The sequence below is a fragment of the Collinsella sp. AF36-3AT genome, from assembly GCF_003475205.1.
GTDB lineage: Bacteria > Actinomycetota > Coriobacteriia > Coriobacteriales > Coriobacteriaceae > Collinsella > Collinsella aerofaciens_AF.
Genome location: NZ_QROZ01000009.1, coordinates 70042 through 82807 on the forward strand (window position 1 = coordinate 70042; position 12766 = coordinate 82807).

Here is a 12766-nt window from a genome sequence, read left to right on the forward strand (position 1 = left end):
CACTGTTGTTTACTTTTGGAGGAAGTAGCATGTCCACCGTCACTACCATCAAACGCGGCGGCCTCACCGCGGCCATCGATTCCATGGGTGCCCAGCTCACGAGCCTTGCCCTCAACGGCAACGAGTATCTGTGGCAGGGCGACCCCGCCTTTTGGGGCAAGCATGCGCCCATCCTGTTCCCCATTGTGGGCTCGCTGCGCAACAACACGGCGACGTCTGCGGCCGGCACCTGCGAGATGCCGCGCCACGGACTCGCGCGCATCGTCGAACACAAGCTGGTCGAGGTTTCGGAGGACGGCTCCTCGGTAACGTACGAGATCACCGACACGCCCGAGTCGCTCAAGGCGTTCCCGTTCCACTTTAAGCTCAGCATGACCTATGCCTTGACCGGCGACGCCACCCTCACGCAGACCTTTGCCGTCACCAACACCGGCGACGTGGACCTGCCGTTCTCGGTGGGCGGCCACCCCGCGTTTAACGTACCGGCTCCCGGTGCCGAGGACGAGGCGTTCGAGGATTACGAGCTGGCGTTTACCGAGGCCTGGACGAACGAGGCTCCCATCATCACGCCCGACGGTCTTATGACGTTCGAGGGTAGTTACAAGGCTCCCGATAACTCGGACGTGCTGCCCATCACGCACCGCAGTTTCGATAACGATGCCATCATGTTCACCGATACTCCGGGCTCTACGCTCACGCTGCGCGGTCGCAAGTCGGGCCACGGCGTCAAGATCGACTTTGAGGGCTTTAAGTACATCGGCGTGTGGTCTGCCGCCAACGACGCTCCGTTTGTGGCGCTCGAGCCCTGGACCGGCCACACCACCATGGACACCGAGGACGATGTCTTTGAGCACAAGGTCAATACCATTACGCTGGCGCCGGGCGAGACGGACGTCCGCAGCTTTAGCGTCACCCTGCTCTAGAGGTTCCGCCGTTCTGACGAACGGCGGGCCGGTCGACGCTGCGCGCCACCCAGAGCGACAATTTGCCATTCAAAAGGCACGGCATGACCAGAAGGTCTATGCCTTGCCTTTTTCATGCCAAGTGGTACATGGGGGCAGGCTGCTTTGCGCCAATCGTCTTCGTGTGTCTATTATTTTTTCGCGCACATGCCGCGCTGCTGGTTGTTGACGTATATCCTGTCTTATTGTCAGCAAAACGACATAGGGAAGGCATCAGATGCAATCTCGACAACAGCGCGACGCGCATCCACAGCCGGTATGCAGCCGTCGCATCTTTTTGGGTAGCGCTCTCGCTGCGAGCGCTTCTGCCGTCGCCGGCGCACTTGCCGGCTGCCAGCGTCCCTCCACGCTGGAAGTAGTTCAGCCCACGACGGGCGGCGGTCGCGATGACCTGTCCGATTCCGTTATCGGCAAGGATAAGATCCGCATCGGCATGGAGGCGGCCTACGCCCCGTACAACTGGCAGGTTTCCGAGGCCAGCGAGTTCACGATCCCCATCGACAACGTGCAGGGCGCCTATGCCGATGGCTACGACGTGCAGATCGCCAAGATCGTCTGCAAGGCTCTCGGCGGCGAGCCCGTTGCCGTCAAGCAGAGCTTCTCGGGCCTTATCGACTCGCTCAACAACGGCCAGATTGACCTCATCATCGCCGGCATGAGCGCCACGCCCGAGCGCGAGGAGTCCGTCGGTTTTTCCGACCCGTACTTTATCGGCTACTTTGGCCTGTTCGTAAAAGAGGGCTCGCCCTACCAAAACGCGACCAAGCTCAGCGACTTCAGCGGTGCCACGGTGCTCGGCCAAAAGGACACCATGCTCGATACCGTCATCGACGAGATTCCGGGCGTTGTGCACAAGAACCCGGTCGATTCGGTCCCCACGGTGTTCTCGAATCTGCTGCAGGGCACGTGCGACGCCGTGACCTACAACACGGAGAACGAAAAGGGCTATATGGCCCAAAATCCCGGTATCGTCCCCATCCACTTTGCCGAGGGCGAGGGCTTTAAGCAGGAGGTCACGGCAAATGTCGGTTGCCGCAAGGGCTCGGACAAACTGCTTAAGCTCATCGACAAGACACTCAAGGGCATTAGCCAAGAGGAGCGCGACCAAATGTGGGACGCGTGCCTCGACCGTCAGCCGGCATAGGGAGGCAGCATGAAAGGCATCAATCGTCTGGCCTCCTTTATCAAGGCCGACCACCGTTATGTGTACCTGGGCACGAGCGTTATCGCGGCGCTCGGCTTGGCATTTAGCCAGCGCAACCCCACGCCGCTGAGCTTTTTGGCGCCCACCGGCATCTTCCAGGATTGCCTTTGGGCGATTCTTTGGGCCTGGATCGTCGTGTCGGCGGCAGCGCTCGTCACCAAGGTTATGCACTGGAGCGACTATCGCGAAAAGTCACCGTTTGCATCCGAGCGTTTCCGTCGCGGCGCGCGCCTGGGCAGCTATGTCGTGGTCGTCATCGCGGCGATCTTCTTTGTCGACCGCTGCGTCATGTCGTTTATCGATCTGGTGCAGGTGAGCATTGTCTCGGATTCCAACCCCAGCGACTTTTTGTCGAGCTTGGTCTACATGACCTACAAGAGCGGCGACTTCTTCATCCGTGGCATCGAGATCACCATCGCGCTTGCCACCTTCGGCACCGTCATCGCATTCTTCCTGGCGCTGCTCTTTGTGTTCCTGCGTATTCAGACCTTCGACCGCGTAGACAACGACCTGGTGCGCTTCTTTAAGAGCATCGGCCGCGGCTTTGCGACCGTCTACTCCACCATCGTGCGCGGCACGCCCATGATGGTCCAGGGCCTGCTCATCTATTACGCGGGCTTCACCGTTTTGCGCGGCATGGGCTTCGAGACTGCCCAGGCCAACCAGATTTGGAGTACCTTCACCGCCGGCCTCGTCACCATCTCGCTCAACTCCACCGCCTACATGATGGAGGTCCTGCGCGGCGGCATCGAGTCCATCGATGCCGGCCAAGCCGAGGCGGCGCGCTCGCTGGGTCTGTCGCAGTGGCAGGCCATGCGCAAGGTCGTGTTCCCCCAGGGCATTAAAAACGCGATTCCGGCACTCACCAACGAGCTCATCATCAACATCAAGGATTCGTCGGTGCTTTCGGTCATCGGCGTGTTCGACCTCATGTACGCCACCACCACCGTCGCCGGCGTGTACTACCGCCAGATGGAGGTCTACTGCGTGGCGCTCGTGGTTTACCTGATCCTGACGCTCGTGGCGAGCCGCCTGCTCGAGGCCTTTGGCAAAAAGCTCGGCGCCGAGGCCCCGGCAACGCTGCCCAGCTCCAACTAGGCTCAAGACGAGGAGAATCATCATGGCAGATACCGCCACTACCGGCACCGCGGCCGCCGCACAGACCAATGAGCCGCTCATCCGCGTCGAGGGCCTGCGCAAGAGCTTCGGCTTGCTCGAGGTGCTCAAGGGCATCGACCTGTCCGTTAACCCGGGCGAGGTCGTCACCATTATCGGCGCCTCGGGCTCGGGCAAGTCGACCTTCCTGCGCTGCCTCAACCTGCTCGAGACCCCGGACGCGGGCCACATCTGGTTCCACGGCCAGGACCTTACGGCCGAGCGCTGCAATATCAATAAACTCCGCGAGGACATCGGCATGGTGTTCCAGGGCTTTAACCTGTTCAACAACATGGACGTGCTCGACAACTGCACGCTCGCGCCCGTCACGCTCAAAAAGATGAGCAAGGCCGAGGCTGAAAAAATTGCGATGGAGCATCTGGCGAGCGTGGGCCTCGAAAAGTTCGCGCACGCCGCCGTGGGTCGCCTGTCCGGTGGTCAAAAACAGCGCGTGGCCATCGCCCGCGCCCTGTGCATGAATCCGCAGATCATGCTGTTCGACGAGCCGACTTCGGCGCTCGACCCCGAGATCGTGGGCGAGGTGCTCGAGGTCATGCGCAAGCTCGCTGCCGACGGCATGACCATGGTGGTCGTCACGCACGAGATGGCCTTTGCCCGCACGGTGTCCGACCGCGTGGTCTTTATGGACAAGGGCGTGGTGCTCGAGGACGCCGCGCCGGCCGAGCTCTTCGGCAACCCCAAACACCAGCGCACTCGCGAGTTCCTCTCTCGCTATCTCGAGGACAAATAACCGACGCAAACGCTTGCGTTGCAGGGCCGCTCCCGTGGGGCGGCCTTTGTCGTCACAATCGAAAGGATGTCATGGCCGAGGTTTGGCGCTTCTTTGCGCATGAGGACGATTTTGCCGATATAGACGAGGCCGGCGCATGCGAGCGCCTGGGCCGCGTGCTGTCGTTTCCGACCGTCTCGAGCATGGATGCCGAGGCGGTGGACTGGCAACCCTTCAACGACCTGCGCGCCTATATGCAGCAGGCCTGGCCGCGCGTGTTTGCGGCGGGCGAGGTCGAGCTTATCGACCATTCGCTGCTGGTGGCGCTTGCCGGCAGCGATCCGGCCCTTAAGCCCGTTATGCTCATGGGTCACATGGACGTGGTCCCCGTGGTGCCGGGTACCGAGGCCGACTGGACGCACGCCCCCTTTAGCGGGCACGTGGACGACACCTACATCTGGGGCCGCGGCGCGATCGACATGAAGGACCAGGTCTCAGGCATTCTCGAGGCTGTCGAGTATGCGCTGGCGCACGGTTGGCAGCACGAGCGCACGCTGCTCCTGGCCTTTGGCCAGGACGAGGAGACGACGCAGTACGGCGCAGGCGCCATCGGCCGCGCGCTCGAGGAGCGCGGCATTGAGCTTGAGTACCTGATCGACGAGGGCGACTACCGCATCGTTCCGGCTGCCGAGTACAGCGCGGGCGAGGGTTGGCTCATGCACGCCGACCTGGCTGAGAAAGGTTATGCCGACATTGTGCTCAAGACAAAGAGCGCGGGTGGACATTCTTCCAACCCCTACGGTGGCACGTCACTCGAGGTGCTCAGCCGCGCCATCACCGCAATCTGCGATATCGAGTGGCCGACGCGCGTGACCGACTTGCTTGCCGCCCAGCTCGTCGAGTTGGGGCTCTACACGGCCGATAAAATTGCCGATAACGGGGATGCCATTGTCCGCGATTGCCTTGCCAGCAAGAAGCTCTATCCGCTGGTGACGACCACCTGCGCGCCCACGCAGATTGAGGGTGGCAGCACCGGCGCCAACGTAATGCCGCAGGATATGTGGGCCAATATTAACTTCCGCATGCTCGAGGGCACGAGCGTGGCCGACGTTGTGGCGCGCTGCCGTGAGGCGGTTGCCGGGGCGGACCTTGCCGGTCGTGTCGAAGTGGAGCTGGGCCCCGGCAGCTCCGAACCCTCGCCGTCCCCGCGCATCGGTGGTCCCGGCCTCGAGGCGGTTCACTCCATCGCCGCCCGCTATTTCCGCGATCCAAAGGGGGCGGAGGAAAACGGATCATTCGAGCCAGTGGCAATTGTGCCCTCGACCGTGATCGGTGCGACCGACGCTGCCAATTACCAGCACATTTGCCCTGAGTGCATTCGCTTCTCAGCCTTTGTGGTTGATGACGACGAGTGCGATCGCGGCGTCCACGGCACCAACGAGCGCATCACCCGCCGCGCCTACCTCCAGGGCATCCGCTTCCTCGTCGCTCTACTCCAAACGCTCTAGCCAAAAAGCAAGCCCTTGGTGCAATGGGGTCAGGTTTGTCGCTGCCACAATGACAGGATAAGGAACAAGGGCATTTTCCGGGTAGCCGGGTTCGTTACCATTCGTCCCATTCATCAGCATTTTCCTCCAGATATTTTCTTAATTTCTCAAAAGAGCTTGTCCGCCTGTACTGTATCGTGCTTCTCGACGTGTTGAACAGCTCCGCAATCTCGGTATCGTTCATTCCCTCGAAGTAATACAGCAATATGGCTTTGCGCTTTTCTTCCGGCAAAGTACGGATTGCTTCAAGAAGCAGCTTTGGCGTGATTTTCTTCCCGGCTTTCTCAAAGACGGTTTCGGCGGCTTCACGTTTGAAATATTCATCAAACGTATGAAGCTGCCGCGCTTCGTCTAAGGTCATGTCGGAAAAGGTCACTTCCTTTGCCTTGTGTCTGCGAAGTTCTCTATGGGTGTCGCAAGCTTCATTGTGCAATACCGTATTACAAAACTTCTGAAAAGCACACTGTTTGTAAAACTCCCTGCTATTAGGTTCCACATTCTCACCTCCTTTCTCGTTGGAAAGTTGGTGGTGCTTCCCCCCTTTTCGCGGGGCAATACGGCGTTTCTCAAAAACGCCGAAGATTTTTTGAAATTTCTTCAAAAATTTTTTGAACGTACAAAATGCGCCCGTCCGAAAAGCCCGGACGGGCGCATAGGCATTGTAAGCAGTATCCAGATGATTAGACAGTTCATATATATAAGCGTAGTTTCCCCCGGTGGTGGGCGGGCTTTTTTTGATAAGTCAATAACTGTCGGATTTTGTCGATATGCTTTTTGCTTCATGGCGGCTACCTCCTTTAGCCGCCGATTTCAACAGTGATACCGCGTCATTTCATTAGAAGATAAAAAGAAACGGCGGCTTTGATTTTTCAAAGCTGCTGCGGAAATCAAAGAACGACAAGCAACAGTTCTGATTTTGCTCCAATATGGTTATTAGGGGCACAAATTAAAATCAAAAAAGAGCCGATAACAGCAGTATTTCAAACTGCATATTATCGGCTCTGCGTCTGTGCGTCTGGCTCTTTTAATTAAATTATTTCTGTTGTTTTTTGGCTTTATTATATGTATTAGCTAACTGTCCACAAGCTGCTTTAATCTCTCTACCATGAGAAACTCTCATGGTAACTTCAAGTCCTGTTTGCTCTAATTGATGTTTGAACGCAACCATTTCTTGTTTTTGTGGTGCTCTAATTTTTGAATTACTCGTCGGGTTGTATTGCAGCACGTTAATCATAACATTTTTGCCCTTAAACCATTTTGCAAGTTGCCTTATATCTGAGGAACGGTCATTTATACCTGGTAAAAGCAAATACGCAAATACCACTTTTCGATTATGCCTTTGAGAATAGGACAATGCTTGCTTAACAACATCTTCAATAGCGTACATGTGCATATGAGGAATGATACAGTTTCTCGCAGCCTGTGTTGCTGCATGTAAAGATATTGTCAACTGAATTTTTAGATGTTCTTCGCGCAATTTTTTTAATTGATTAACTGGACCAACTGTTGATACGGTAATGCCGTCGGTTGGAAAGTTAAGTCCATTTCTATCTCGAAGAATATGGATTGCTGCAATCAAGTTGTCGTAATTGAATAAAGGTTCTCCCATTCCCATAAAAACGATACGATTTACTTTTTGACGTATCAATACAACCTGCTGCACAATTTCAGACGGTGTTAGATTACGAACAAAACCATTGCGTCCGGACTCACAAAAAATACAGCCAACAGAACAACCAACTTGCGTACTTACGCAAACAGTCCCACCATCTCGCCGTTTAATAAAAACCGTTTCAATATACCTGTTATCTTTCAATTCATAAACATACTTTTCAGTATCGCTACTTTTATAGACTTTTTTTGTTGATATTGATAGATTTTCTTTGTGAAATGGCTGTTTATACAATTCCGTATATAAGGCTCTTGCTTTATCCTCTCCAATTACTTCCGACATTTCTTTGTAAGTAAATCCGTATGGGTCATTCAATATTTCCGTAGGTGTACTTTTAGGTAAGTGTTTCATTTAAATATCCTTCCTTTTCAAAACTAAAAAGTTTGTTTTTCAGAGTTTTTGATTATGATTTCTAGTTTTTCAACATCAACGATCAACGATATGCGTTAATTTACATTTAGGGCAGAAAAGAGGAAAATTTCTTAATACCGTATTATAAAATACTTGAACCCTCGTCTTTCCGTTACAAATTGGACATTTTATCCAATATTTTTCAAGCATAATATTTCTCCTTTTGCGCAAAAAAATGCAGGTCAATTCTCAACATGAGCATTGACCTGCATTTATACATATAATACTACAACAAAATTAAGGCATAGTTTTTATACTATGTCTATACGTCGTTAGTTTTGTTGTATAGCATACGCAAAATAAGCATGACAAAAAAGCCCATATTGAAAATGGGAAAAATCTTTTTTGATTTCAATGCTTATCGAATACGCATGCTATGTAACATAAACATTCCCCCCCTTTTATATAATATTATATACAAAAGCAGCTTGTTGTCAACATATATATATATGAATTATTTTGGCTAACTGATAGAACTACGTAGACATATCCAAGAAGAAAGGGGAACAGTAAAATGTAATAGGGTGAATAACTATGGCAAAAAGACCAGTACCACGATACGACTTTAAGGCTTTTGGGGCAGCGATAAAGGCAGCGCGTGAGGGATGCAAGGAGAGCCGCAAGAAAGTAGGCGACGAAATGTTTATCTCGCCGCGCTACCTTGTGCGGTCTTGCCCGCCGCCAGTTTGTATTTTTTGTACTGCTTGACTGCAAAATGTTCCGGGTCTTTTTCTTCCAGACGTTCAAACATGAGGTCAACCGGGTTCTGGAAATCCTCGTCGTCCTCGCGGGCTTCCGACGCATTTATCATTTCAAGCAGCGTCGTGAAGTTCTTCTCGTCCTCTGGGGCTTCATACCAGATATAGCCGATTAGTGCGGTGTAGTAGAGCTTTTCCGCTTTCACCCAGAAATCCTCGCCGGATTTTTCCCCGTCGCCTTTGGTGTTGGCGATAATGGTATTGACTAATTTCAAAATGTCCTTTTCGCTCCGCAGATAGGCAAAGGGATTGTATTTCATGGATTTTTTGAAGTTAATCGTATTTAGCACTTTGATACGGTATTTGTACCGCTGCAACATTTTCCCGGTTTCCAAAATCAGTGTTCCTTTCGGGTCAGTGACGATATACGACGTTGGAAAATCCTTTGACGTACATTGCATGAGCGACGGTTTCACAAAGAACCGGGTCTTGCCGCTGCCGGAACCGCCGATTACAAGAATATTTTTGTTTCTTGCGTATTTCGGCTGCTTCGGGCGGCTGTTCATGGTGAGCCGTTCCGTCTGCGTTAAGGGGATATTGTTCTCAAATACCGGGTCTGTGTACGGCTTTATGTCGTCAGCCCCGCCCCAACGCGCCGAACCGTATTCTGTCCCGCGGCGGTATTTCTTCGCGTTCTTGCCTTTGGTGTAGATAATCAGCCGGACAATGACCGCCCCCGCAATGCCGATAAGTAAGTCTGCCGGGTGGAAGCTCGGCGCGATACTGGAAAAGGCGGTGGTAAAACCGTCCCCAAGATGTAGCAGCTTTGCGCTTGCGTCCGCGCCGGGGGATAGACGGACAGCCGCGCCCACTTTATCAAAGAGCCAGACAAAGAGCAGATACGGGAGATTTAGGATAAGCAGCTTCTTGATTTCCGGCTTCATAGCGATACCTCCCTGTCCTTGTTCTTGACCTTTGCCCGTTCCGCGTTCTTGCCCTGTGCGGCTTCTTTGAGCGTAGAGAGCAGCTTTCGGATAGAGGGCTTTTTCTCCTGTGTCAGCTTCTTTGCGGAAAACTCCTTAAAGGCTGCGGTCAGCACGTCCGCGTCCCGCCCCTTGAAAAAAACCAGATAGCGGGGCGGGCTTTCCGTTGCGTCCTTTTTCAGCGCAAAGTCGATACCGTACTTTTTCGCCGTACTCTCAAAGGCTTTGATATTGCCCTCGGTAATCTCAATGTTGGAAACGCCCGCGTTCTGCTTCATAAGCTGCTTTAAGCTCTGCTTTCCCTGTGGCGGTTTTGCAAGCTGCTTTTTGCCCTTTGACAGTATGGCTTTCATTGCCTTTTGGAGCGTCTGGGCGGTCAGCTTCCCGGTCTTGATGTAAAGGGCTATGGTCTTTTCGTTTACTTCGTCCTGCAATTCCTCGCGTCCTCCTTTCGCGTTTCTTTATGGGGCGGCGGTCAGATACGCACCCGCAGCCCGTTCAAGTCCTCGGCTCTGATACCCACAAGATACCAGTTGTCGCCGTACTCAATCCGGGTCGGCTTCCACTTGCCCCGCACGAATACGTCAAAGCACTCACCGCAATGCAAGCCCCCGTAGTAGCTGTTTAAGTCAAAGCGAATGTCGTAACGGTCGGTGCGCTCGTCAAATACCAATGCTCCTGTCATTTTCTGTGCCATAATAAAATCCTCCTTTTGTTGTTTTACAGGCTTTCGCCCGGTTTGAATGAATAATAGTCCGGGTCGCCGTACTGCGGCTTCTTCGGTGACAGTGCGCCGCTTGCCATGTCATGGGCGACAAGGGAAGTGTAATAATTGCCGATAGTGGACGGGGCGTTGAAAAGGGCTGCTTTCAGATATTGCTTGATGTTGCGGATTTTCGTTGTGTTCTCCCGCATACAGTCAAGCACAAAGCGGATATGCTCGCCGTCCAGTTTCATAAACTTAGATTTCACAAGCTCTGCCGGGTAGTCGTCCCCCGCAATCCGTACCCGCTTTCTGGCGGTGCATACGGTTTCAAGCATGAGGTCTACAATCTCGTCCAGCCTGTCCCCGTCAAACTTCATGTCCTGTTTGAGAATGTGGTAGTCGATATTGTCCTTGATGATTTCCCGGTATATATCAACTGCGCTCTGTGCTGCCGCTTCCGTTCCTTTCCGTTCCGGCGGCGTAGCCGCTTCTCTGCAAGGAGAGGGGTTAGGGGAAAGGATAGGAATGGAATGGGTACTTGATAAATCTGTATTTGATTTTTCTTTTTTTGGTAAGTCAGTTCTTTGTATATCTTTATTTAATTGCGTTGGATTTTCCAACGTAGGTTTTTCCAATGTTGGTTTTTCCTGCGTTGGATTATCCAATGTTGGATTTTCCAATGTAGGTAAATCCGGCGTAGGCGGCTGCGGCTGCTCGAATATCACATAGTCCGCGCCCCGCAAGCGTCCTTTCTCGTCGCGCTCCCTTGACCGAACGATATACCCGGCGCGTTCAAGCTCCTTAATGGCTTCGCGGATAGCGTCTATCTTCTCCCGGTTGATAAGGGATAAGCCTTTCAAGGTGTAGTCCCAATCTTCGGGGAGTGACAGCATTTGCGACAACAGCCCTTTTGCCTTTAAGGAAAGCTCCTTGTTGCGTAGGTGGTGGTTGCTCATTACGGTGTAGCCCTTGTTCCGTTCCACTCTGAAAACTGCCATAGTAAATCACTCCTTTTGCTGTGGATTTGTTACGCAGTAGAAGCGCGGTTTCGGGGGATAAGGTATAAATCCCTTGCCGCGCCAGATACGCGCCCGCAAAATCGCTTGTAGCAAGGCTTTTTCTGCCCCTACTGCGTAACAAAGGGCATAAAAAAGCGGCGTTCCTGTTCTCCCATGTAGAGAGTAAGAAACGCCGCTTCTGCGTCGTATTCAGTTTTTAGTACAATACCCTGCTTGTCCGTCGCTCGAAAAACCTTGATTTTCCAGTGTTTTCAAAAGTATCGTTATCTAACGTCAGCTTTGTTTGCACCAATCATTCCATGCGGGTTATATGCAGGTTTGCCTGCGCACGCTATCATGTATAGGTTAGACCGCAACTATGTACCCCATACGCGAAGGGATGCGCATGTATCTGAAGATCGACATGTTCTAGCCGGGCTTACCCCCGCAGTGGCGCCGCGTGCCCCATCAACTCTGCCGATTTTCACCTTCACGCATATAAAGGAGTCCCGCCATGCGCGACAAGCTCGAAAAGATTATCAAGGCCTACGAAGAGCTCGAGAAGAAGCTCTCCGACCCGGCCGTCGCCTCCGACATCAAGGAGTTCACGCGTCTCAACAAGGAGTACGCGCACCAGTCCGACCTCATCGCCGCCTCGCGTGAGTACATCGGCGCGCTCGATGACATCGAGGCCGCCAAGGAGATGCTCCGCGACACGACCGACGCGGACGAGAAGGAGATGCTCCAGATGGACATCTCCGAGAATGAGGAGAAGCTTCCCCAGCTCGAGGAAGACATCAAGTACATGCTCATCCCGAGCGATCCCAACGACGACAAGAACACCATCGTCGAGATCCGCTCCGCCGCCGGTGGCGACGAGGCGGCCATCTTCGCCGGCGATCTGTACAAGATGTACCAGCGCTTCTGCGAGTCGCGCGGTTGGAAGACCACCGTGCTTGACTCCAGCCCCAGCGAGGCCGGCGGCTTTAAGTCCATCGAGTTCAAGGTCGAGGGCGACCGCGTCTACTCCGTCATGAAGTACGAGTCCGGCGTGCATCGCGTCCAGCGCGTCCCCAAGACCGAGTCCCAGGGCCGTATCCAGACCTCCACGGCTACCGTCGCCGTACTTCCCGAGGCCGAGGAGATCGACGTTCAGATCAACCAGTCCGACCTGCGCATCGACACCTACTGCGCCTCCGGCCCTGGCGGTCAGTGCGTTAACACCACCTACTCCGCCGTGCGCATCACCCACCTGCCCACCAACACCGTGGTGCAGTCACAGGAACAGCGCTCCCAGATCCAGAACCGCGAAGTCTGCATGCAGATGCTGCGCGCCCGTCTGTACGAGATGGAGCTCGAGAAGCAGCAGGCAGAGCTCGGTGCCGAGCGCCAGAGCCAGATTGGCCACGGCAACCGTTCCGAGAAGATCCGTACCTACAACCAGCCCCAGGACCGCGTGACCGATCACCGCATCGGCTTCAACTCCACCTACAACGGCGTCCTTCTGGGCGATCAGCTCGGCACCGTCATCGAGGCGCTTGCCGCCGCCGAGCGAGCCGAGAAGCTGGCACAGGCCGTTTAGTAGGTTACGCGGTTTTACCAAACCGCGTAACGGCTCGACGCTGCAAACGCCCCTAAGCGGCAATCTGACGTTCAATCGTCGGTCGCGTACCGAAGTACGCTTCCCTCCTCTTCCACAT

General features: G+C 54.0%; 11 protein-coding genes and 4 pseudogenes. 7 read left to right on the top strand and 8 right to left on the bottom strand.

Translation table 11 applies throughout. From position 1 onward, the window contains the following. Positions 1-29 precede the first annotated feature (29 nt). From DW003_RS08225 to DW003_RS08245, 5 genes are all read left to right on the top strand, one after another. Positions 30-923: an aldose 1-epimerase family protein gene (locus DW003_RS08225; protein WP_118388521.1), complete on the top strand. Its 894-nt coding sequence runs from the start codon at positions 30-32 to the stop codon at positions 921-923. 256 nt (positions 924-1179) lie between these two features. Beyond that, positions 1180-2106, top strand: a complete 927-nt coding sequence (locus tag DW003_RS08230; protein ID WP_118388523.1) for a transporter substrate-binding domain-containing protein — start codon at positions 1180-1182, stop codon at positions 2104-2106. 9 nt (positions 2107-2115) lie between these two features. Continuing rightward, the gene (locus DW003_RS08235) at positions 2116-3264 is read left to right on the top strand and encodes an amino acid ABC transporter permease (RefSeq protein WP_118388525.1); all 1149 of its coding nucleotides are present in this window, start codon (positions 2116-2118) and stop codon (positions 3262-3264) included. A 22-nt stretch (positions 3265-3286) separates the two neighbouring features. Continuing rightward, positions 3287-4072, top strand: a complete 786-nt coding sequence (locus tag DW003_RS08240; RefSeq protein ID WP_118388527.1) for an amino acid ABC transporter ATP-binding protein — start codon at positions 3287-3289, stop codon at positions 4070-4072. A 71-nt stretch (positions 4073-4143) separates the two neighbouring features. Beyond that, on the top strand, positions 4144-5559 hold the full coding sequence (locus tag DW003_RS08245; RefSeq protein WP_118388529.1) for a M20/M25/M40 family metallo-hydrolase: 1416 nt from the start codon (positions 4144-4146) through the stop codon (positions 5557-5559). 24 nt (positions 5560-5583) lie between these two features. Here DW003_RS08245 and DW003_RS08250 read toward each other — a convergent pair. The 4 genes and pseudogenes from DW003_RS08250 to DW003_RS08270 all read right to left on the bottom strand — a co-directional run. Continuing rightward, a pseudogene (locus DW003_RS08250) lies at positions 5584-5673 on the bottom strand (helix-turn-helix domain-containing protein); the annotation flags it as partial. Next, positions 5654-6094: an RNA polymerase sigma factor gene (locus tag DW003_RS08255; protein ID WP_002569188.1), complete on the bottom strand. Its 441-nt coding sequence runs from the start codon at positions 6092-6094 to the stop codon at positions 5654-5656. The pseudogene DW003_RS08250 and the gene DW003_RS08255, both read right to left, overlap by 20 nt. A gap of 537 nt (positions 6095-6631) precedes the next feature. Further along, positions 6632-7621, bottom strand: coding sequence for a 23S rRNA (adenine(2503)-C(2))-methyltransferase RlmN (gene rlmN / locus DW003_RS08265; protein ID WP_002569187.1), 990 nt, complete (start codon positions 7619-7621; stop codon positions 6632-6634). A 23-nt stretch (positions 7622-7644) separates the two neighbouring features. Next, a pseudogene (locus DW003_RS08270) lies at positions 7645-7831 on the bottom strand (cysteine-rich KTR domain-containing protein). 384 nt (positions 7832-8215) lie between these two features. On the opposite strand from DW003_RS08270, the pseudogene DW003_RS08280 reads away from it, so the two are divergent. After that, positions 8216-8344: pseudogene (locus DW003_RS08280) on the top strand (transcriptional regulator); the annotation flags it as partial. Here the strand turns inward: DW003_RS08280 and DW003_RS08285 are convergent. The 4 genes and pseudogenes from DW003_RS08285 to DW003_RS08300 form a co-directional block, all read right to left on the bottom strand. Next, positions 8343-9323: pseudogene (locus DW003_RS08285) on the bottom strand (type IV secretory system conjugative DNA transfer family protein); the annotation flags it as partial. The pseudogenes DW003_RS08280 and DW003_RS08285 overlap by 2 nt on opposite strands. Next, a complete protein-coding gene (locus DW003_RS08290) occupies positions 9320-9796 on the bottom strand; it encodes a PcfB family protein (RefSeq protein WP_002569165.1) in 477 nt (158 codons plus the stop codon). The gene DW003_RS08290 and the pseudogene DW003_RS08285, both read right to left, overlap by 4 nt. 41 nt (positions 9797-9837) lie before the next feature. Then, the gene (locus DW003_RS08295) at positions 9838-10059 is read right to left on the bottom strand and encodes a DUF5348 domain-containing protein (protein WP_002569164.1); all 222 of its coding nucleotides are present in this window, start codon (positions 10057-10059) and stop codon (positions 9838-9840) included. A gap of 23 nt (positions 10060-10082) precedes the next feature. Beyond that, complete coding sequence (locus DW003_RS08300; RefSeq protein ID WP_002569163.1) at positions 10083-11066, bottom strand: DUF6017 domain-containing protein; 984 nt, start codon at positions 11064-11066, stop codon at positions 10083-10085. Positions 11067-11580: 514 nt separating this feature from the next. Between DW003_RS08300 and prfA the strand changes: the two genes are divergently transcribed. Next, positions 11581-12648, top strand: a complete 1068-nt coding sequence (prfA, locus tag DW003_RS08305) for a peptide chain release factor 1 (protein ID WP_118388533.1) — start codon at positions 11581-11583, stop codon at positions 12646-12648. Positions 12649-12766 lie beyond the last annotated feature (118 nt).